A 20,910-nucleotide genomic window follows, 5' to 3' on the forward strand; every position below is an offset into this window, starting at 1 on the left:
CCTGGGAGGCCTCATCGCTGCCCGATCTGGTCGAGGATCGTCGGGCCGAGCTCGGTCACGTCGCCTGCGCCCACGGTCATGACGAGGTCGCCGGGGCGGGCGCGCGCAGCGAGGGCGCGGGCCGCCTCGAACCTGTCCGGCACAAACTGGGCTCGGGCGGGGTCCATCTTCGACGTGACAAGGTCGCCTTCCACTCCCGGCGTCGGGTCCTCGCGGGCCGCGTATACGGATGTGACGACGACGTCGTCGGCGAGAGACAAAGCCTCGGCGAACCGATCGGCGAAGTTGGCCGTCCGCGAGTACAGATGAGGCTGGAAAAGCACGCGCAGCGCGCCGTCGCCGACGACGGCCCGAGCCGCCCGAAGCGTGGCCTCAACCTCCGTGGGATGGTGCGCGTAATCGTCGATCACACGGACTCCCCCGGCTTCTCCTCGCAGCTCGAAACGCCGGCCTGTCCCCAAGAAATGGGAGAGAGCGGAAGCCATCTCTTCACGGCCGACCCCCAACTCCACGCCCGCGGCCCATGCCGCGGCGGCGTTGAGCAGATTGTGGTCGCCGACGACGCTCAGATCCACGCGGACGGGCCCCGAGCCGTCGTCGAAAGTTCCCGACGCGCCCAGGGGCCGCGAGGCCTCGCGCGGCGATTCGTCTGGCTCGGCTTCGCCCGGCTGGAGTCGTCCCTGCTCGGCTTCGCCCGACGCCGCTTTTTCCTGCCGCGCTTCGCCCGATTGAGCGCGTACGGGCGAGACCCTCACGTGCGCTGCGGCCCCACGCGGCCCGTCGCCGCGCCCGTAGGTGACCACCCGCTGCCCGCGGTCGATTGCCCCGACGGCCATGCGCAGCGCCCCCGGCGAGTCCGCGCAGGCGACTAGGACGCCGTCGGCCTTGAGCAGCCGGGAGAACTCGGCGAAGGCCTCTTCGAAAGCCTCTGTGCTTCCGTAGTGGTCGAGATGGTCCGGTTCGACGTTCGTGACGACCTCGACGAGGGGCTCGTAGTTGAGGAAGGAAGCGTCGGACTCGTCGGCCTCGGCGACGAATGCCCTGCCTCCTCCGAGGTGGCTTCCGCCGCCCGCGCCGACCACGCTGCCGCCGATGGCCCACGAAGGGTCGAGGCCGACCTCGCGCAGCGCCATCGCGATCATCGCCGACGTCGTCGTCTTTCCGTGGGCCCCGGCCACAGCCACGAAGTCGCGGCCGCGGGCGGCCAAAGCGAGGGCCTGCGACCGGTGGAGGACCTTTTGCGAACGCTCGCGCGCCACGGCAAGCTCCGGGTTGCTCTCGCGAATGGCGGAGGAGACGACCAGAACGGCGTCGGCGGGCACATGCCGGGCGTCGTGCCCTATCGACACGGCGATGCCCTCGGCTGCCAAACGACGCGTCGTCTGGGACTCCTTCGAGTCCGACCCCGAAACCTCGGCGCCGGAGGCTGCCAGCAGCTCCGCCACGACGCTCATGCCCGCGCCTCCGATTCCTACCAGGTGATACTTTCCCTGCGGCGCGCCGGGCGAGGCCGCCCCCGTCCTCGCCTCCGTCATCGCCTCTCCCCCGTTTCTTCGATGAGTCGAGCCAAACGCTTGTCGGCGTCGACGGGCATGAGCTCGCTCAGAGCGGTCGACATGGCTGCGAGCCTGTCGCCGTCGAGCACGAGCGGAATGATCTCGTCAGTCACGTTCTTCACGCTGAAATCGCGGTCGCGCACGAGGCGCGCGCCCCCGGCTCGGACGGCTTCGGCCGCATTCTTCTCCTGCTCCCCGTTGCCTATCGGCAGAGGAACGAAGTAGCCCGGAATGCCGAGGGCCGCAAGCTCCGCGACCGTCCCGGCGCCGGAGCGGCACAGAACGAGGTCGGCCACCGCGTAAGCCAACTCCATGTCCGTCAGGTAGTCGATCACCCGGTAGTTCGAGGCCTTCGCGCTCGCCTTTCGGACGGGGCCGTCTTTTCCCCGCCCGGTCAGGTGGACGACCTGAATTCCCGCCTCGTCGAAGGCCGGAGCGGCCTGGACGAGGACGTCGTTCAAGTGCTTGGCGCCGAGAGAGCCGCCGGTGATCAGAAGGGTCGGCAGGGCGGGGTCGACCCCCAGCTCCTCGGCCGCCGCGACGTGGGCCGATCCGCGAGCCTCGGCGTCGTCGCGCAGCGCCGCCAAGTCCGCGATCTTCTGACGGAGCGGCAGGCCGACCACCCGGGTCGTGCCGGACGAGGCCGACAGGCGGGTCGATCGGAAGGTCAGGGCGACGACGGCGGCCTTTCGCGCGCCGTACCTGTTGGCCAGGCCGGGCTTGACGTTCTGCTCGTGCACGACGAAGGGCACGGAGCGCTTGCGCGCCGCGGCGTAAAGCGGGGTCGATGCGAAGCCGCCGAAGCCGACCGCCACGGCCGCGCCGGCCTCGTCGAGGACCTGGCCGGCTTTGGCGACGGCGCTCTTGTACTTCCCCGGGAATTCGAAAAGACCCTTGCCGATTCTGCGCGGGAGGGGAACGCGCGGAATCTCGACGAATTCGATGCCGGCGGCGGGAACGAGCTCGGCCTCCAAGCCTTCCTCGGTGCCGATCGCGCAGACGTCGATGCCCCGTTCAGTCAGGGCCTTCGCCGTCGCCAGCAGAGGATTGACGTGGCCGGCGGTTCCGCCGCCCGCCAAAACGACTTTCATACTCATCCTTTCACTACGGCGCGTACGCGATGGGCCAGGCGTCCGCGCACGCGGAAGGATTCCCTGACTCCGGGGGCCGAAAGCGCGCACGAGACGGCGAAGCTGACGGCCAGAAGGCACGCGATGACGGCGGAGCCCCCCTGTGAAATGAGGGGAAGCGGCACTCCGAAAACAGGGAAGACGCCCGTTACTACGAGCATATTCGCCATCGCCTGCCCGCACATCCACACGGCTATGCCGCCGCATGCGAGCCTCGCGAATCGCGACGGGTGGTAAGTGGCGATTTTCATAAGTCCGAAACCGAGCACGAAAAACATGGCGACGACGACGAGGCAGCCGAAGAGCCCCAACTCTTCGCCGATGACGGCGAAAATGAAGTCATTCTGCGCCTCGGCGAGGTTTCCCGGCCATTTCTCAATACCGGTTCCCAGGCCGCGCCCGGACAGACCGCCGGACCCAAAGGCCCACAGGGCGAAATCCGACTGGGTCGGGTCCGCCGAATCGGGCAGACTAGCGAGATTGGCCAGATACTCCTTGATTCGCGTCAGGCGCGAAGGGCTCATGGCCACCAGCACGGCGGCGCCGAACCCGGCGAGCGCCCCGCCCGCGATGTAGTAGTGGCTCGGCATCCCGGCCAGCCAGAATATGCCCGCGCAAATGAGGGCGAAGACCATGGCCGTGCCCATGTCGAAGCCGAGGAGGACGGCCGCCAGGGCGAGCGCGGCGCCCGCGGCGACAGGAAGCCTGTGGACTCCCCTCCAACGCTCCGGCAAAATGCCCCAGGAGGGCATGAAGAAGGAGTGAATGCCCCAATCGTTCGTCCGACTCCTGCCCAATTGCGCGGCTATCCAGACGATCGTGGCGAACTTCAAGAATTCGGACGGCTGGATGGTGAAGGGGCCGATCTTCAGCCAGTTGAGGTTGCCCGCCACGTCCTTCCCGAGAGGGGTGACGACGGCGCACTGCAGGGCGACGCCGGCGGCGAAGATCCAGTTGGCAGCGCGCAGGAACACGCCCGCCGGAAGGAAGACGGCGACGGCTCCGACTGCCAGGCCGATCGCCGCGTACATAAGCTGGCCGTTGGCCGTTGTGAAGGCCAAAGCCTCCCCGTTGATCCGCGCGTTTCTGATGGCCGCCGGAGCCGTGGCCGAATAGACCATGACGATGCCGATCACCAGCAGCGCACACGCGGAGACGAGGATGAGCGAGATCGCCCGGTGCATCTGGTCGCGGACCGTCTCGGCGGGGTAGGCGGGCTCCGGCCTGCGGGCCTCCGCCTTCGCCTTGGCGATTCCGACTCCGTGGGCGCCCTTGAGCCTGACGAGGGCGCCGCCCGCCTTCGGGCGTCGGCGTTCGCTGTCGGTGCGGGCGCTGTCAGTGCGGGCCATCGTTCCTCCTTGCGGCCTCGGCGAATCGCTCCCCTCGCTCGGCGTAGGAGGCGAACTGGTCCATCGACGCGCACGCCGGCGCAAGCAAAACGACGTCGCCCCGGCGGGCGTGGGAGCGCGCGGCCGCCACGGCGTCGTCCATCGGCGCGGGCGACGCCGGATCGATGTACGTCACCGGAACGTCGATGCCCGCCAAAGCGCTCTTCCACGGTTCCTGGTCGACGCCGATGACGACGACGGCGCGGAGCTTTCCCGAGACGTCCGCAACGAGGTCCTCGAAACGCCCGCCCTTGGCCAAGCCTCCGACGATCCACACCGTCGTCCCGTCCGCCTGCGCCCCGAGGCTCGCCCTGGCGGCATGGGCGTTGGTCGCCTTGGAGTCGTCGACGTAGCGGACGCCGTCGACCGTCGCTGCGAGCTCGATCCGGTGGGCCCCCGGGCGGAACGCCCGCAGCGCGGCGCGCACGTCCTCCGGCGCCACCCCGGCCGCCCGTCCCAGGGCAGCCGCCGCCATGGCGTCGCAGACGATGTGCACGGGCAGGTCCGCGCCCGTCGGTGCGAGCTGCGCCAGGTCGCCGAGGGAGAAGAGCTCGATCGCCTCCCGGAAACGGTCGGGCCCGAAAGCCCGGTCGACGACGGCGTCCTCGACCAAGCCGACCTGGCCGGCCGAGGGAACCCCGAGGGCGAGCCCGATCGCCCTGGCCCCCTCGACGACGTCGGCCTCGTCGACCATGCGCTGGACGGAGGGGTCGCCCACTGGGTAGATGCACGCCGCTTGGACGCGCTCGTACACGCGGGCCTTGGCCCGCCAGTACGCTTCGCGCGAGCCGTGCCATTCAAGGTGGTCGTCGGCGATGTTCAGGCATATCGAGGCCAACGGCGACATGGTGCGGGTGGTGCGCAGCTGGAAGGAGGACAGTTCGACGGCGAAGGCGCCCGCCGCGCCGCCGTCGGTGCGGGAGACCTCCGCAACGGCCGGATTGCCGACGTTTCCGACGGCCTTGCCCTTCAGTCCCCCGGCGTCGAGGATGGCCTCGGTCATGGACACGGCGGTGGTCTTGCCGTTGGTCCCCGTCACGCACAGCCACGGGGCCGCGCGGCCGTCGTCGAAGGCCCTCAGGCGCCAAGCCAACTCGATCTCGCTCCATACCGGGACCCCGGCGCGCGCCGCTCGCTCGAAGAGAGGGCCGACCTCGGGGACGGCGGGCGCCGGAATGACGACGTCGGGCTTCCATGCGAGGGCCTTCTCCGCGAGGGCGGCGGGGTCGGCTGCGGCGCCGCGCTCGTCGACGTCGCCGACTCCTTCCAGGGCGCGCTCGTCTGCATCCCACGCTGAGACGACGGCCTCGGTCGCATCCGCGAGCGCTTGGACGCAGGCAGTGCCGGATTTGCCGAGGCCGACCACCGCCACCCTCGCGCCCGCGAGCTCGGCCGCCCCTGGGATTTCGACGCTCACTGGTGTGCCAGCCATTCGGCGTAGAACGTGCCGACCGCCACGAGCATGAGGAGCGCCTCGATGATCCAGAAGCGGACGACCACGGTCACTTCCTTCCAGCCTTTGAGCTCGAAGTGATGGTGGAGCGGGGCCATGCGGAATATCCGTTTCCTCGTGATCTTGTAGAAGCCCATCTGGAGTGCCGCCGAACCCACTTCGATGAGGTAGAGGCCGCCGATGAGAACGGCGAGGATCTCGGTGCGGGTGAGGATGGAGATGCCGGCGAAGGCGCCTCCGAGGGCGAGGGACCCGGTGTCTCCCATGAAGATCTTGGCGGGCGAGGTGTTCCACCACAGGAAGCCGAAACAGGAGCCCACGATGGCGGCGCAGACGATGGCGAGGTCTCTGGGGTCGCGGACGTCGTAGCAGCCGGGCGCCTGGCCGAGGACCCCGTGGCAGACCTGGTTCGACTGCCACATGGTGATCGTCGCGTATGCGCCGAATGCGATCATCGATGCCCCCGCGGCGAGCCCGTCGAGGCCGTCGGTGAGGTTGACCGCGTTGGACCAGGCCGTGATGAGGAAATTGGCCCAGACAACGAAGAATACAATTCCGACTCCGACGCCGAGGAAGGCGAGGTCGATGTTCGTGTCGCGCAGGATGGAAATTCGCAGGGTCGCCGGGGTTCTGTTCTCCGAGTTGCGGAAGCGCAGGGCCATGACGGCGAAGCTGATCCCCACGAAGGCCTGGCCGAGTATTTTCGCCCACGGGGTCAGCCCCAGGGACTGCTTCTTCCTAATCTTGGCGAAGTCGTCAAGGAAGCCGATGAAGCCGAGGCCGACCGTGAGGTACAGGAGGAGCAGGCCGGAGGCGTTGGGCGAGCGGCCAGTCGCGAGATTCGCGACGAAGTATCCGAGGAGGGCGCCGACGATGATCATGACGCCGCCCATGGTGGGCGTTCCGCGTTTGATTTGGTGGCTTGTCGGCCCGTCTTGGCGGATGAACTGACCGTATTGCCGGGCCACGAGTATCTTGATGAAGAACGGCGTGCCCACGAGGGTGACGAAGAGCGAGATGCCGCCCGCGATGAGTATCGACAGCACTACTTCTTCTCCTCCCTCAGGGAGTCGGCTACCTTCCAGACCCCCGAACCGTTCGATCCTTTCACCAACACTACGTCACCGGCGGCCAGGGCGGCGTCTAGCTCTCTCAGCGCGCCTTCGGGCCCGGCGGCCCACGTTGCGTCCACGCCTTCGGCCTCGGCGGCCGAAGCGAGGGGCCGAGCCTCCTCGCCGACGGCGACGAGGCAGGCGACGCCGGCCTGGGCCGCCGCCTTGCCGATCGCCTCGTGCTCGAGCAGAGAGGCCTCGCCGAGCTCGAGCATTTCGCCGAGCACGGCAACCTTGCGCCGCCCGCGCCCGAGCCGTTCCAGGGCCGCCAATCCGGCACGCATGGAATCGGGGTTGGCGTTGTACGAGTCGTCGATGACGGTCGCGCCGCCCGCCTCGAAGACGTCCATGCGATGGGGGCTCGCGGCGCCGACGGCGCTGAGGGTCGAGGCGATCTGCGCCGTTGCAATCCCCAGCGAATGGGCGAGCGCCGCCGCGGCGAGGGCGTTCGCCACGTGGTGTTCGCCGACGAGTCTGAGCTTGACGTCCGCCTCGCCCTCCGGCGTGACGAGCGTGAAGGACGCGCGTCCGTCCGCGCCGACGTCGATGTTTCGCGCTGCGACGTCGCCCGCCCCGCGCGCCGAGAAGGTCAAAACCGGCCCGTGCGCGAGCCCGGCCATGGCCGCAACCCGCGGGTCGTCGGCGTTGAGGACGACGACGCCGCCTTCGCGGGTGCCGGTCACAAGCTCGGACTTGGCGCGCCCGACGTTGTCGATGCCTCCGAATTCGCCCAGGTGCGCGCGGGCGACGATGAGGACGGCCGAGGCGTCCGGGGGCGCGATCGACGTGAGGTAGTCGATGTTGCCGACGTGGTCCGCGCCCATTTCGAGCACCAGTGTGGCTGTGCCGGCGTCCGTGCGCAGAACCGTGATCGGAAGGCCCAGTTCGTTGTTGAAGGACCCGGGAGGGGCGATGACCGGCCCCCTGCTTTCCACCAAGGAGGCCAGCAGATCCTTGACGGTTGTCTTGCCGACCGACCCCGTCACGGCCACGACCTTGAGGGCGGGGTTCCCTTCGGCCCTCGCCCTTTGGAGATTCGCGCGCGCCAAAGCGCCGATCGCCTTTTCGACGTCGTCGACGACGATGACCCGGGCCGGGTCGGCGCCCGAGGCGACCGCGGTGGAAGGATCGGATGTGACGACGGCCCGTGCGCCCGCCGAAAGTGCGGCTCCGGCGAGCTCGGCGCCGTCGACCCGTGCGCCCTTGATGGCCGCGAAGACCTCGCCGCCGCTGACGGTCCGCGTGTCGGCCGTCAGCGATGAAATCTGTTCTCGCGCGACGTCGGGGGGAGTATCGCCCGCCGTCGTCGCATTGCAATCGGCAACGACTTGCGCGAGCGTCACCGGTATCATGCTTTCTCCTCACCGTCGTGGACGCGGGCGCGCTTGCGTAGGGCGCGCCGCGCCTCGACTCGGTCGTCGAGTTCGATCGGAACGCCCGCCACCTCCTGGATGGTTTCGTGGCCGCGCCCCGCAAGGAGAATGGTATCCCGCTCGGAGGCTTCTGCGATTGCGGCGTCTATGGCTTGGGACCGGTCCGCGATCTCGACGACGGGGGTGTCGAAGCCGCGCGTTCCCTCGATGACGGCCGCTCTGATGACGGCGGGGTCCTCGTCGTGGGGATCGTCGTCCGTGATGTAAACGAAGTCGCCGTACCGGGCGACGGCGGCGCCCATGGCCGGGCGCTTGCCCTTGTCGCGGTCTCCGGCCGACCCCGTGAGCACGACGAGCCTTCCTTCGGTCGAGGGGCGCAGCGCCTTCATGGCGTTGACGAGCGCCTCCGTGTTGTGGGCGAAGTCGACGATGACTCGCGGGCGGGCGTTGAGCACCTCCATGCGGCCCGGCACCGAGGGATTGATCCCCGCGGGCAGGGCGCGCGCAAGCTCGTCTGGAGAGTACCCGGCAGTCATGACCATGACGGCCGCGAGCGCTGCGTTCGCGACGTTGAAATCCCCCGGAAGGGAGGTGCTCGTCGCCAGCCTGCGCCCGTCGGTCGATTCGAGGACGAAACTCGACCCTTCCAGGGCGAGCGCCTTCCATCCCACGACGCCGTCGGGCAGATCCGGCAGGCCGGAGTCAACGGCGAGGGCGGCGACCTCCCCTTCGAGCCTCGGCGCGCATTCCGCAAGGAGCCGACGGCCGTATTCGCCGTCGACTGAGACGACGGCGTTGCGGGCCCTCTCCGGGGTGAAGAGGCTCGCCTTGGCTTGGTAGTACCTCTCCATCGTGCCGTGGAAATCGAGGTGGTCCTGGGTGAGGTTCGTAAACCCGGCCACCGTGAATCTCACGGGGTCGCTGCGGCCCTGGACGAGCGCGTGGCTGGAAGTCTCCATGACGACGTCGGTCCCTCCCCCGCGGCGGTGGAAGGCGAGGTAGCTTTGGAGCTCGTCGGGCATGGGCGTCGTCAGGTGCGCCGGAACGCTCATCCCCGCCAGGCGGATCTCGACTGTGCCGATGAGGCCGGGCTTGCGTCCGAGGGCGCCGAGTATCGATTCGACCATGTAGGCCGTCGTCGTCTTGCCGTTGGTTCCCGTCACCGCGTATGAATCGAGGTCGGCGGCAGGTTCGCCGAGGATCAAGGCGGCCGCCTTTCCAACGGCGGCGCGGGGATCGTCGACGACGAGGACGGGGACGGAGCGCCCGCCGAGGTCTCTGCGAAGGATGTCGCGCCCCTGCGCGTCGGTGAGCACGGCGTTCGCGCCGGCTTCGATCGCGGAGACGGCGAAGGCCGCGCCGTGGACTTTCTCTCCCGGAGTGGCCGCGAACAGGTCGCCCGGCCGCGCCTGCCTGCTGTCGGACGTGACGGATTCAACCGCTGCGTTGCGAGCCTCGGGCCCTCCGTCGCCGACGTCGACCGTCGCTCCGACGGCCGCGGCGAGCGCGTCGAGCTGCGTGAAAAGCCCGGTCTGTCTCGTATAGTCAGTCATTCTTGCCTATCTGATACTCGTACCACGGGTACTTGAACAGGGGCTCGGTCGAAGGCGCGATCCCCAGCTGCCGTACCGCAAAGTGTGCGACATTCGAGAATACCGGAGCGGCCACCTCGCCGCCGTACCCGGCGCCCTTGCCGTTGAAGACGGTGACCGCCACGGCGATCTGAGGCTTGTCCGCTGGCAGGACCCCCACGAATGTGCCGACTCGCTTGGTGAGCTTGCCGTTGGCGTCGGGCACCTGCGCGGTCCCCGTCTTTCCCGCGACGTTGTATCCCTCGACCCTGGCGAGATAGCCGGTCGAATCCTTGTCGGTGACGGCCTGCATCATCTTCAGCATCGTCGCCGCCGAGTCTGCCGAGATCACGCGCTCTTTCTTCTCCGGCGCCACGGGCTTCTCGTTTCCGTCGGCGTCGACGACGGACTCGACGATGTGCAGCGGAACCCTCACTCCCCGATTGCCGATCGTCGCCACCATCTGGCCGAGCTGAACGGTGGTGGCCGACCATCCCTGGCCGAACATCGTCGTGTAGCGCCCCCTGGGACCCCAGGAGCTCGGCTGCGTGAGCCTCCCGCGGGACTCCGCGGGGAGCTCGATGCCCGTCTTCGAGCCGATGCCGAACTTCTTCATGTAGTCATAGCGCTTGGCGTCGGTCACTTTGTCGCCGATCTGAATGAGGCCCGTGTTGTAGGACTTCGCGAGGATCCCGGCCACCGTCATCCTCTCGGTGCCGTGCGAATCGTTGTCGTGGACCTTCTCGCCGTTGGGCATCGTGATCGAGTAGGGCACAGTGAAAACGCTCTCGGGCGTGACTTTCTTCTGGTCGATTGAGCCGGAGAACGTGATGAGCTTGCCTGTCGATCCGGGCTCGACGGGCGCCTGCACCGCCCGCGACCCCCAGTTCGAGGACGCCGTCGAACCGAGATCAGCCGGATTCGGGGAGCCCGAATCCACGAGGGCGAGAATCCTTCCTGTTCCGATCTCGACGACGACGGCCGCTCCCCACTCGGCGTTGTTGGCCTTGACCGAATCGTCGACGGCCTTCATGAGTTGGTTCTGCAGGTCGCGGTCGATCGTCAGTTTGACGGTGGAGCCGTCCTTCGCGGCCGCTTCCTTGCGCTTGCCGTTGGGCAAAACCGCGCCTCCCCCGGCGACCTCGACCGTGAGGGAGCCGTTCTTTCCCGCGAGCGCGGCCTCCTGTGACTTCTCAATTCCGGCCTGGCCCTTGATCTGGGCGGGCTCGTTCTCGACCTGTCCGGTGTAGCCAAGCACGTTTCCGGCAACCGCGCCGTTGGGGTACTCGCGTTTCATGTACTGCTCGGGCTCAATCCCAGTGATGCGCAGCGCGTTGACCTTGCGCCAGAGATCCGGCGAAACGTCCTTCTTGACGTATGCGAAAGACTTCTTCTTCTCGCCGCCCAGGAGAAGGCCGCCCAGCTCGGCCCGATCCATCTTGAGCAGCGGCGCGAGCTGTTCGGCCGCCGCCGCGGCGCCGGATCCGATGAGGTTGCCGTCCTTGTCGTAACGCTTGTACTGGGCGATGGCCTTCTGGTTGACGCCGATGTTGTATCGCTCGATCGACGTCGCCAGCACCGAGCCCTTCGAGTCGACGATGTCCCCCCGCTTGGCGTGCAGCGTGTACGTCCTCGTTCTGAAGCCCGACGCGGCCTGCGCGAGGGAGGCGGATCTGACGCCTTGGAGGTCGGCGAGCCGAATGCCCAAAACCAATGCGCACACAACGAAGGCGACGGCGAGCGAATGCAGGCGTCTGGCCGCCAAAGGCAACGACGAGTGGTACTCCTTCAGTCGACGAATGTACCGAGAAAAGGCAGCGCGGCGCGGACGATCCGCGCCACGCCCCTCCGACTCATTGTCGGTGGCAGAAGACGACATCTACTTCCTTTGCGGCTCCGAGGGCTTCTTGACGGCCCCAGTCGTGAGGTCCAAGTGGAGGACGCTCGTTGCTGGAACCAATCCTAGTTGCTCGGCCTTGGCGGTCAGCTTCTGCGGGGTGGAGGCGGAGACGACGCGATCGGCGAGCGTGGCCTCTTTTGCCGTGGCAACGTTGAGTTCCTTCTGCACCGACTGGATCTCGTAAGCCGTGTCGACCATCTGCGTGTTGAGGGCGAAAGCGGTGCCCAAAGCGCCGACGAGGAGCAGTGCGCAGACGATGACGACGCCGAAGAAGCCTCGCGCCGACGCCGGGGCCGGAACTAGTTTCAGGCCGGGAACCCCCGAAACGACGGGGCGGGCGGCGCGCCGGGGCACAGTGGTGGCGGGGATTGCACTCATCGGTTCTTTCCTCGTGTAGTTGCTGGTTTATGCGGTGTGCGGGGTTTCGCGCAGCCTCTCGGCGGCTCTGAGGCGCACCGATGCGCTGCGCGGATTGGCCTGCAGCTCCGCGGCGTCGGCCTTGAGGGCGCCGCGGGTGAGCAGGCGGAGATACGGGGCGCGGTCGTCGAGTTCGACGGGCAGGCCCGCCGGCGTCGAGGACGTCGCCCCTTTCGCCATCTCACGCTTGACGATCTTGTCCTCCAGCGATTGGTACGACTCGACGGCGATGCGGCCTCCAACCGCAATCGCCTCGATGGCGCGCGGGATGGCGCGCCGGAGGAGGGCAAGCTCGTCGTTGACGGCGATTCGAAGCGCCTGAAAGGTTCGTTTGCATGGGTTGCCTCCCGTGCGCCTGGCTGGCGCAGGGATTGCATCGCGGACGATGTCGGCGAGTTGGCCGGTGCGCTCGATCGGCTCCGCGGCGCGGGCCGCGAGGATCCTGGCGGCGATGCGCGAAGCAAACCTTTCTTCGCCGTATTCGCGCAGGATCCGCGTCAGCTCCGCCTTGTCCGCGGAGGCCAAAACGTCCGCGGCCGTCGGGCCGCCCGTCTTGTCCATTCGCATGTCCAGGGGGCCGTCGCCGGAGTAGGAGAACCCGCGGCCCTCGTCGTCCAGCTGGAGCGAGGAGACGCCGAGGTCCATCAGCACGGCGTCTGCCCGCCCGGCGCGTCCATACTCGGCGGCGACGTCGGACACGTCGTCGTACGTCGCACGGACGGCGACGAAACGCTTGCCGAAACGCGCCAAGCGTTCGCCGGCCAACTCAATGGCCTCCGGGTCCCGGTCGATGCCTACGACCGTCAGGTTGGCAAAACGCTCGAGGAAGGCGAATGAATGCCCTCCCATTCCGAGCGTCGCGTCGATCATCACGGGGGCCTCGGCCGTCAGCGCGGGCCCGAGGAGGTTCACGCACTCCTCGAGCAGCACAGGCACATGCAGCGCATTGCCGTCGGCGCGAGGGGGTCCGGCTTTGCTCGTCGCTTTCGACGCCATGCGAACTCCTCTCTGTGCCTTGCGGCGTATACGGCCGCTGCCGCGGCTGCCTTTGTGCGGTCGAATCAGACCGGCCGGCGGCTTTCTTCGCCTTTCTGAAGCTGGGGAACTGCCTCAGACGAGCGAGAAAGCCCTCGGCCGGTCAGAACAGGCCGGGAATGACCTCGTCTTCGCGGTCGGCGAAGGCGGCTTCCTGCGTGTTCAGGTACTCATTCCACGCCGTCAGGTCCCAGATCTCGATCCTGCTTCCCGAGCCGATCACGGCCAGGTCGCGCTCCAATCCGGCGTACTTGCGCAGATTCGAGGGAATGGAGATCCGCCCCTGCTTGTCCGGCACTTGGTCATTTGCACCGGAAAAGAGCACACGTTGATAATCGCGAGCCTCCTTAGAGGTGAGGGGAGCTTGATGAAGCTTCGTTTGAAACTCCTCGAACTCCTCGATGGTGAAGACGAACAGGCAATGCTCCTGTCCCCTGGTGATGACCAACCCGCGCTGGAGCTGGTCGCGGAACTTCGCGGGCAGGATCAGACGACCCTTGTCATCGAGCTTTGGCTCGTATGTGCCCAGAAACACCGCGTCCACCTCCCTCTCGACGCTGGCCACCACTTTACTCCACTTCCCCCCACAAGCAAGGGTCCCTTGGGGGTGTTTTGTCGAAGAAGATCATACGCATCAAGGGAAAACCACGGTGGAGGGCAACTGTACCCATCACGTCACATTTTTGTTGAAACTCTCCGCCTGGAGACGGAGAACGACGCCGCAGATCGGCTGTTTTCCGGGCGTCGTCGCGTCCGTGGAGCGAAGTGGAGACAGGCCCCCGTGGAGCGGAATCGAGACAGGCCTATGGGGCAAAGTGGAGGCAGCCCCCGGGAGCGAAGTGGAGACAGGCCTATGGGGCGAAGTGGAGACGGCCCCCGGGGGAGCGAAGTGGAGGGACGACGGCGGCGCGGCCGCGAAGAGAAGCGAGCTTACCCTGCAAAACGAAACGGACCGACGGCGCCGAACAGGCGGGGAACAAGGCGAGGCGACGCCATGGAATAAGGCGAGGCGGCGCGGTGGAGCGAAGTGGAAGGCGCATGGGAGCGTCGCAGCGGATCGCGTCGATGCGGTCCAGCATGCCGATGTCACAAGGGCGGCCGCTTTGCGCGTTCAACGAGGCGGCAACAGCGTGCCTAGTCCGACGGGAAGTCTCCAAGGCATCCCGTCGGAATGCCTTCAGCCGCCGCTGAAGGGTTCGACCGTTCGGCCGCTGCCATGCCGGAGGCGAATTGCGCCGGTCAACGCGAGAGGCCCGCTCGACGTCGCGGGGCCTTTCGTTGCCAGGCCCTTTGACGGTTGCCAGTCATTCCACGCTTGCGCACACGCTACCGGCGGCGGCGCTTCTCCCACTCTTCGGCCTGCTTGGCCATGAAGTCTTGGAAACGGCTGGAGCGAGGAGTCTTTGGCCTCTTCGGCCCGGGATCGTCGTTCTCCGCCTTTTCGATGGGGAAGGACTTGATGCCGGTCGTCATGTACCACGTCCCGAGGAACATGACGACGATCCCGAGGAGCCCGACGATCTCCATCTCGGCCGAGACGCCGAGGGTGAGGACGGCAATGCCTCCAAAAACGACGAGAAGGCCCAGGACGAGATGGCGAATCGACACCTGGCGTGCCGCAGCCTTCGGCGACGGCTTCGGCTTGAGGGTGTCGGCGAACCCGGGATCCTCGTCGGACAGCTGGGCTTCCAGCTCTTCCAACATCTTCCGTTCGTATTCGGAAAGGGCCATGGGTTCTCCTCTGTCGTCGGCGTACCTGTTAAGAATATCCCGAAGGTACGAGCGGCAAAAGTCACGTGAGCAACCACGATGTCATAGTTTCTGGGGCGACGGAGTCCATTCACCTCCGGGTGAACGCGACCTCCCCGGTTTTCGCGGCTTCCCCGATTCTAACGATTCCCTGCGCCTCATCCGCCTCCCCCGTTTTCGGGTCGCCTCTGCCTGTCCGCTTCGGGCCGCCTCTCCTTGTCCGCGCCGATGAGGCTTCCCGGACCGGCGAATGACGGGCCGAATCTGTCGCGAATGCGGTCAAGCGCAGCCTCCGCCCGTTCAAGACGGGGATTCACGCCAAAAGCCTGACGCATGCCCTCACCCGCTTGGTCTCCGAATGCCCAGGCCTCGTCGTCGGAATCCGCGCCCAAAGCCAGCTGCACTCCCTCGCGCTGATCGACTATCTGCTCGGCGCGCAGGCCCAGGAGGCGCAGCCCCTCGCCGGAGACGGCGACCGAATCGAAGAGATGTTTAGCGCCCGCGTAGAGGTCAGCCGCCAGATCGGTCGGCCGGGCGAATGTCGTGCTGCGGGTGATGGTCGTGAAATCGGCGAAGCGAACCTTGATCGCGACCGTCCGGGCGGTCAGATGCGCACGTCGCAGTCTACGCGCGGTGGCATGGGCCTGAGCCAGAAGGATCCTCTCAAGCTTGCCGCGGTCGGCCACATGTTCGAAGAAGGTCTCCTCTTTGCCGATCGACTTCTCCTCGCGAGAGGTTTGCACGGGACGCGGGTCCTGCCCCATCGCCAATCTGTACAGATGCGTTCCGTGGGCGCGGCCGAGGATCCTGGCCAGGCGTTCCGGTCCCGCGTCGGCGAGCTCTCCCACCGTTTCGATGCCCTGGTTGGCCAGGCGCGCCCTCGTTTTCTCTCCCACGCCCCACAACGCCCCCACCGGCAGCCCATGGAGGAAGGCGATCGTGGCCGAGCGGGGTATGAGGAGCAATCCGTCGGGCTTCGCGTGGGCCGAGGCGATCTTGGCGACGTGCTTCGTCGCGGCGATGCCAACCGACGCCGGAACGCCGACCTCGCGCCGGATGCGCGCCCGCAGATCCGTGGCGATGCGGACGGGCCCTCCCATGAGGCGCCGCGCGCCGCCGACGTCGAGAAAGGCCTCGTCCACCGAAAGCTTCTCTACAAGCGGGGTGACGTCGTGCAGTATGTCCATGATTTGCCGCGACACCTCCGAATACCTGCCGGGGCGCGGAGGAATCATCGTCAGATGCGGGCAGGCCCGAAGGGCGCGAGCCACGGGCATTGCCGAGTTGACGCCGAATTCACGGGCCTCGTAAGAGGCGGCAGAGACGACGCCGCGCTCGGCTCCCCCGACGGCGACCGGCTTGCCCGCGAGCTCCGGGCGATCGAGCAGCTCGACTGACACGAAGAAGGCGTCCATATCGACGTGGAGTATGCCGACGTCGGAATCGTCGTCGCCCCAGAATCGACGGGCTTCTTTCGACCGCGGCGCTCGGGACATCCGTCCTCCTTTCTCACGCGACAAGCCTACGTTCAGGCTCCGTCGCTTTTCTGACCGCGCGAAACGCCCGGTCCGCCTGCCACGGCGCCCCCAAGTCTCGGTAGGCTCGTGGCATGAAGCGCGCATCGTCCAGAACCCAGCTGCCCGAGGGGCCCGTCGCAACAACGTACGCCACCGCGGAACTCGTCAGGGCACGGACCAATCCCTCGCAGGTCCTCCTTCTGCTGAACGGCGTCGAGTCTTCGAGTCTGGACCTGGCCGATCCGGAGTACCTGGATTTCGAGTATATGCAGCACATTCGCCTCATACTCGAGTCGCGCTGGGATCAAGGCGGGCGCCGCGCAGTCGAGGCGGGCGTCGAGGGCGGGTCGGCCGAAGGCGGCCCGCGCCGCATGAGGGTGCTTCATCTGGGAGGCGCAGGCTGCGCGCTCGCCAGGGCGTTGGGCGCCCGCAGGGAGTTGCACCAGGTCGCCGTCGAAATCGACCCGGAACTGGCCAGGCTGGTGCGCGACTGGTTTCCGCTGCCGCGCTCGCCCTTTCTGAAGATCAGGGTCGGGGATGCCAGGCACGTCCTCGACTCGACGAAAGCGAGCTGGAACGCGATCGTCCGCGACGCTTTCACGGGCAGGGAGGTGCCGCCGCATCTGCGAACGGCGGAATCCGCGAAACGAGCGGCCGATGTTTTGGAGCCCGGGGGGATTTACGTTCTCAATGCGGTCGCTTCGGCGGGGATTCGGCGGCTTGACGAGGACATCGCGGCCATGGCGGCCGTGTTTGACAATATCGTCGCTATAGCGGATCCTGCTGTTTTCAGCGGAAAGCGTTTCGGCAATTTCGTCGTAGCGGGCTCCGACGTGCGTTTTCCGGTTGAGGCGATCGAGCGGGAAGTGCGCAAATTCCCGCTGCCGACGAAGTTTTTCGACGACGGTGCCTTGCGCTCCCGCGCCGCCTCCGTCAGACCGTTGACGGATTCCCTTGCAGGATGGCCGAGAGCGACGAGCCCGAGGCAAGGTCGTCCGCATCCTGGGCCGAGGACGTCGGCAAACGAGTAAGCACTCCGAGTCTGAGTTTAGGCAAACTGCCGCAGCGGGACGGAGTGCGCACCTCGGCGACGAATCCGACCGTGCTGCGGGGCTTTGCGACACGGAAGACGGGGCGGCCAGCGAGCGGCGCGGGTCAGGCGGAGTGCTTTCCTCGCCGGCGTTTGACTTGGCCTTGGCCGGGCTCGGGCAGCTGCCCCACGTTCGATGCGGGCAAGCTGGCAGGCGGGACGGAATCCGCGCCGGCGCCGCCGAGCGGATCTGCCTCGTTCGGCACGGAAATCGCCGGGGCTGCTCCGCCATCCCCCGCCGGGCCGATTTCGTTAGCGGCCGCATCGTTTGACGCACCGTCAGAGGGCTCGTCTTCACCGGGAGATTCAGGGTTCTCACCCGTGAGCCCTGCGCCGTCGGGCGCCATTTCGCCCGAGGCGGGAGCGTCGCCGTCGGTCTCCGCCGGAGCTTCCTGTTCGGCCTTTTCGCTGGCGGCCTCAGCCAGGGCGTCCGCTTCGGGGGAATCTTTCAACACGAGGGTCTGCATCCGTTCTAGCGCCGAGTGTCTGGGAGTGTCCCCCGCGGACAGCGCGGCGCCAAAAACGTGAGGAGCGAAGACGATGTTGTGGGACGCATTCGCGTCCTCCTGAGATACGACGGTCTCGCTCTCGCGTCCGAATCCGAGAGCTTCGTCCCAGCCTCGAACTGGCCATGCGTCGACGTCGCCGCCTTGGGCGCCGGATGGGATGAAGCCCTCCTCGGACCCGTCGGCCTCGTACCCAACTGCCTGGCCCCCGTCGCCCGTTGTGAAAGAAACTCCTTCGAATTCGCGGGGCGAGCCCTCCCCGCCAGCGGGCAGGGTGCCCGGCCCTCCGAATGCGCGCGACGATTCGAGTGGGTCGGATGAGTCGAACGCAGCGGGCTCGAACGAGCCGGCCGAATCGAATGAAACAGGCGGTTCAAGCTCGTTGGGCCGCTCCCAAGCCTCAGGATTCTCAGCTGAGCCCGCCCCGCTCGGCGGCCCGGCCATCGCGCTGTCCGCCAAGGCGCCGTCGACCACGGACACGCGCTCTGCAGAGCTTTCGGCCGGTGCGCCGTCCGCGTTGGAAGGCTGCTCGGCGGAGTCCCCCATCATCGACTCGATGACTTCCGACTCCGTGATGAGAAGGCCGGCATTTGCCTCAGTCTCGGCAGCGGCTGCCTCGAAGCCGACGGCTTGATCTTCGGAGCCCGCGTCGGCGGCGTCCAAGATCGCGCCGTCGCCTTCCGCACCTTCGGCATCCTCGCCGGGAATGCCGTTTTCGCCGAAATCTTGCACGTGACCCTCGGGGGCGCTCCAGCCGGAGCTTTCGATCGCGGCGACGTCGATGTACCCCGAAGCAGAAAGCGGCTCAAGAGTCTCCGCCGGGTCTAAAACTTCGCCGGGCTCCCCGTTCTGCTCCGACGGATCTGGAGCGTCAGGCAAATTCTTCAAGAACGCCTTGATCCGCCCCAAAGCTGAGAGCGGCTCAAGAGTCTCGTCCGGCTCGAGGACTTCGCCGGGTTCGTTGTCAGCGGACTTTCCCGTGCTTTCAATGCCGTTGAGATCCCGGGCCTCTTGAATGCCGCTAAGCTCACGCCGGTCCTCAACGTCGGCGAATTCTTGGGAACCCTCGACGCCGACCGATTCTTGCGCGCCCTCAACGCCGGCAAACGCTCGAGCATCCTCAGTGTCCGCGATTTCCTCAACGGCCCCGCCCTCAACGCCGACCGCTTCCTCGGTTCCGGCAAGCTCCTCGGCACCTGCGTGCCCGTAGGGCTCGGCCTGCTCGCGGAGGCCGTCTTTTTCGCCGTCTAGATCGGCCTCGCCGACGGCGTAAGCCTCGCGTCCGCCGTCCTCGCCAGTTCCGCTCTCCTCGGCTCCAGCGGCGCTTCCGAATTCTCCCGCATTGTCGGCTTCGACGTCGGCCTGCAGAGCCTCTTCTTGATTCTCACGTTTGGAAGCGCCGCTACGGTCGTCGCCCAGATTCGACGCATCGCCCCTCGTCGGGTCCGATTCCCCGCGGGCTTCTGGGTCCGATTCCCCGCCGACGACGCCGACGTCGCCAAACCCCGCTGCGACGCCAGAGCGATCGCGTGCGTCAACTGCCTCAGCCGGAACGTCCGATTCAGCCGCACTGTCCGATTCAACAGGAACGTCCGATTCAGCCGCACTGTTCGTGAGTGCAACATCCTTCGAGCCGCTCCCGGCTTCCTCGGAGACGGTCGAAAAATCCTCGTCGCTTTCAAAACCGACGGCGGCCTCCGCCTCGGCAGCGGCCTCGCCTTCGACCTCGGCGGCGTCAGCGGCCGGCGCTTCGGGTCCGGCGATGTCCGCCTCTTCGGGCTCGAAAGCATCGGCGACGCCCGCGCCCGCTCCGCTCTCTGCGGCTTCGGCGTCGGCGTCCGCGCCGTCGGCTTCGTTCTCGCCGACAGCCGAGCCTTCAGCGGGATCGGCGACGCTTTCCGCGGCGCCCTCGGGGCTTTCGGCCGCTTGCGCATCGGTTGCGACGTCGGCGGCCTCTTCGGCGGAGCCCCTGCTGTCTCCCTCGTCGTCTGCGGGGCGTTCAGGCGCCTCGGCGGCGGCCCCGGCCTGATGGCTTCTCATGGCTGAAACGTCGAATGCGGGGCTTTCGCCCACGCCGGGCTCACCGGGAAGAAAGCCCTGGTAGCGCTCCATCTTGCGCAACAGCCCCTGCGGATCGAAGGTCTTTTCCGAAGCCGAGGCGCGCGGCGAGGAGACCCCCGCGAGGAACTGCTCGGCGGCGCGGCCGATTTCGTCCACCGTGGGGACCCGCAGTTCCGGCTTGGGCGCGGTGACGTATCCGCGCACGGAGCCGTTGGCGTCGTAGTCTTTTTCGAGCTTGTCGATGAACTGGGCCAGCTCCTCGTTGCCCTCGATGGCCGAAGAGTAGGCTTCGACCTCTTCGGCAGCGGCCTGTTCCAGATCGCCCAAGGGGAAGTAGAGCCCGCTGAGCGACGACGTCAGCCCGAGGGCTCCGGCAGCCCCGGTGAAATAACGATCGCCGGCCAGATAGACGGGCACGCGAACGGCGACATTGGTATGCGAGATGCCCAGCTTCGCCGTATGGAACTCGACATAGTCGGCGAAACTGGCGGTGAACCAGAAGTCCGCCTCAAATACCTGGTCTTCGCGCTTGTCGGCGGTGCGGACCACCATATCGGCCGGCCTCGTGTGAGGAGTGGCCGAGGGGACGGCCGTAAAGGAGAAGGTCGACTTCACACCGAACCTCTCAATGATGTCGATCATGTCCGCCAGCAGCGCGTCCCACTGAAAATCGGGCTCGGCGCCGTGCAAATGCAGGAAGGGCTGGCCCTCGACGTCGCTCGCATGCGAAAGTACGATTCCGCTGCGGCGCATGTCGACGAGCCGACCGTCCTTGTAATTCATAAGCGGCCGCTGGGATCGATAGTCGATGAGCGGATCGGAGTTGAACAATGCGGCGGCCCCGCCGTCAAGCGGACTGAGCGACAGAGATATCAGCTGGCCGACCGCGCCGGCGTCCACGGCCGGATCCACTAGATTGAGAACCAAACGCTCGACGCGCTCGGGCCCCTCAGCCTCTGGAAACGATACGAAGTGCCCCATGTGTCTCCTCTCCTCGCCCTCTACTTTGCCATAAGCTTCCCCGCCGCTTCGACTTGCCGAATGGGCCTTTC

15 protein-coding genes are annotated in these 20,910 nt (G+C 67.1%); 1 reads left to right on the top strand and 14 read right to left on the bottom strand.

The genetic code is table 11. The features are described 5' to 3' along the window. Window positions 1-11: 11 nt before the first annotated feature. The 13 genes from murC to dinB form a co-directional block, all read right to left on the bottom strand. Window positions 12-1,535, bottom strand: a complete 1,524-nt coding sequence (gene murC, locus A4H34_RS09315; protein ID WP_064231908.1) for a UDP-N-acetylmuramate--L-alanine ligase — start codon at window positions 1,533-1,535, stop codon at window positions 12-14. Further along, entirely contained in the window at window positions 1,532-2,653 is a 1,122-nt protein-coding gene (gene murG / locus A4H34_RS09320) for an undecaprenyldiphospho-muramoylpentapeptide beta-N-acetylglucosaminyltransferase (protein ID WP_009199785.1), read from the bottom strand. The genes murC and murG overlap by 4 nt, the downstream gene beginning before the upstream one ends. Then, complete coding sequence (locus A4H34_RS09325; RefSeq protein ID WP_064231909.1) at window positions 2,650-4,035, bottom strand: FtsW/RodA/SpoVE family cell cycle protein; 1,386 nt, start codon at window positions 4,033-4,035, stop codon at window positions 2,650-2,652. Before A4H34_RS09325 ends, murG begins: the two co-directional genes overlap by 4 nt. Beyond that, on the bottom strand, window positions 4,022-5,491 hold the full coding sequence (murD, locus tag A4H34_RS09330) for a UDP-N-acetylmuramoyl-L-alanine--D-glutamate ligase (RefSeq protein ID WP_231871022.1): 1,470 nt from the start codon (window positions 5,489-5,491) through the stop codon (window positions 4,022-4,024). Before murD ends, A4H34_RS09325 begins: the two co-directional genes overlap by 14 nt. Beyond that, on the bottom strand, window positions 5,488-6,573 hold the full coding sequence (gene mraY, locus A4H34_RS09335) for a phospho-N-acetylmuramoyl-pentapeptide-transferase (RefSeq protein ID WP_064231911.1): 1,086 nt from the start codon (window positions 6,571-6,573) through the stop codon (window positions 5,488-5,490). The genes murD and mraY overlap by 4 nt, the downstream gene beginning before the upstream one ends. Next, window positions 6,573-7,991 (bottom strand): UDP-N-acetylmuramoyl-tripeptide--D-alanyl-D-alanine ligase, encoded by a 1,419-nt coding sequence (locus A4H34_RS09340; protein WP_064231912.1) that lies wholly within the window; start codon window positions 7,989-7,991, stop codon window positions 6,573-6,575. The genes mraY and A4H34_RS09340 overlap by 1 nt, the downstream gene beginning before the upstream one ends. Beyond that, window positions 7,988-9,565 (bottom strand): UDP-N-acetylmuramoyl-L-alanyl-D-glutamate--2,6-diaminopimelate ligase, encoded by a 1,578-nt coding sequence (locus tag A4H34_RS09345; RefSeq protein WP_064231913.1) that lies wholly within the window; start codon window positions 9,563-9,565, stop codon window positions 7,988-7,990. The genes A4H34_RS09340 and A4H34_RS09345 overlap by 4 nt, the downstream gene beginning before the upstream one ends. After that, window positions 9,558-11,462 carry a peptidoglycan D,D-transpeptidase FtsI family protein gene (locus A4H34_RS09350; RefSeq protein ID WP_064231914.1) on the bottom strand — a complete coding sequence of 635 codons (1,905 nt, stop codon included), beginning with the start codon at window positions 11,460-11,462 and terminating at the stop codon, window positions 9,558-9,560. The genes A4H34_RS09345 and A4H34_RS09350 overlap by 8 nt, the downstream gene beginning before the upstream one ends. Further along, window positions 11,463-11,861 (bottom strand): hypothetical protein, encoded by a 399-nt coding sequence (locus tag A4H34_RS09355; RefSeq protein WP_009199793.1) that lies wholly within the window; start codon window positions 11,859-11,861, stop codon window positions 11,463-11,465. 27 nt (window positions 11,862-11,888) lie between these two features. Further along, complete coding sequence (gene rsmH, locus A4H34_RS09360; protein ID WP_064231915.1) at window positions 11,889-12,896, bottom strand: 16S rRNA (cytosine(1402)-N(4))-methyltransferase RsmH; 1,008 nt, start codon at window positions 12,894-12,896, stop codon at window positions 11,889-11,891. A 142-nt stretch (window positions 12,897-13,038) separates the two neighbouring features. After that, a complete protein-coding gene (gene mraZ / locus A4H34_RS09365) occupies window positions 13,039-13,470 on the bottom strand; it encodes a division/cell wall cluster transcriptional repressor MraZ (RefSeq protein ID WP_040323576.1) in 432 nt (143 codons plus the stop codon). Window positions 13,471-14,261: 791 nt separating this feature from the next. Beyond that, the gene (locus tag A4H34_RS09370) at window positions 14,262-14,666 is read right to left on the bottom strand and encodes a DUF3040 domain-containing protein (protein ID WP_009199798.1); all 405 of its coding nucleotides are present in this window, start codon (window positions 14,664-14,666) and stop codon (window positions 14,262-14,264) included. 176 nt (window positions 14,667-14,842) lie between these two features. Beyond that, a complete protein-coding gene (dinB, locus tag A4H34_RS09375; protein WP_009199799.1) occupies window positions 14,843-16,180 on the bottom strand; it encodes a DNA polymerase IV in 1,338 nt (445 codons plus the stop codon). A gap of 113 nt (window positions 16,181-16,293) precedes the next feature. Here dinB and A4H34_RS09380 point away from each other — a divergent pair, with 113 nt between their 5' ends. After that, window positions 16,294-17,232, top strand: a complete 939-nt coding sequence (locus tag A4H34_RS09380; protein ID WP_064231916.1) for a spermidine synthase — start codon at window positions 16,294-16,296, stop codon at window positions 17,230-17,232. Between the two features lie 124 nt (window positions 17,233-17,356). On the opposite strand, the gene A4H34_RS09385 is transcribed toward A4H34_RS09380, so the two are convergent. Then, the gene (locus tag A4H34_RS09385) at window positions 17,357-20,839 is read right to left on the bottom strand and encodes a PAC2 family protein (RefSeq protein WP_064231917.1); all 3,483 of its coding nucleotides are present in this window, start codon (window positions 20,837-20,839) and stop codon (window positions 17,357-17,359) included. Window positions 20,840-20,910: the final 71 nt, after the last annotated feature.

This window comes from Peptidiphaga gingivicola, assembly GCF_001652275.1.
Taxonomy (GTDB): domain Bacteria; phylum Actinomycetota; class Actinomycetes; order Actinomycetales; family Actinomycetaceae; genus Peptidiphaga; species Peptidiphaga gingivicola.

Coding starts and splice junctions, on each gene's coding strand:
- murC (WP_064231908.1), bottom strand. CDS start 1,535: ATGACGGAGGCGAGGACGGGGGCGGCCTCGCCCGGCGCGCCGCAGGGA.
- murG (WP_009199785.1), bottom strand. CDS start 2,653: ATGAGTATGAAAGTCGTTTTGGCGGGCGGCGGAACCGCCGGCCACGTC.
- A4H34_RS09325 (WP_064231909.1), bottom strand. CDS start 4,035: ATGGCCCGCACTGACAGCGCCCGCACCGACAGCGAACGCCGACGCCCG.
- A4H34_RS09340 (WP_064231912.1), bottom strand. CDS start 7,991: ATGATACCGGTGACGCTCGCGCAAGTCGTTGCCGATTGCAATGCGACG.
- A4H34_RS09345 (WP_064231913.1), bottom strand. CDS start 9,565: ATGACTGACTATACGAGACAGACCGGGCTTTTCACGCAGCTCGACGCG.
- A4H34_RS09350 (WP_064231914.1), bottom strand. CDS start 11,462: ATGTCGTCTTCTGCCACCGACAATGAGTCGGAGGGGCGTGGCGCGGAT.
- A4H34_RS09355 (WP_009199793.1), bottom strand. CDS start 11,861: ATGAGTGCAATCCCCGCCACCACTGTGCCCCGGCGCGCCGCCCGCCCC.
- rsmH (WP_064231915.1), bottom strand. CDS start 12,896: ATGGCGTCGAAAGCGACGAGCAAAGCCGGACCCCCTCGCGCCGACGGC.
- A4H34_RS09370 (WP_009199798.1), bottom strand. CDS start 14,666: ATGGCCCTTTCCGAATACGAACGGAAGATGTTGGAAGAGCTGGAAGCC.
- dinB (WP_009199799.1), bottom strand. CDS start 16,180: ATGTCCCGAGCGCCGCGGTCGAAAGAAGCCCGTCGATTCTGGGGCGAC.
- A4H34_RS09380 (WP_064231916.1), top strand. CDS start 16,294: ATGAAGCGCGCATCGTCCAGAACCCAGCTGCCCGAGGGGCCCGTCGCA.
- A4H34_RS09385 (WP_064231917.1), bottom strand. CDS start 20,839: ATGGGGCACTTCGTATCGTTTCCAGAGGCTGAGGGGCCCGAGCGCGTC.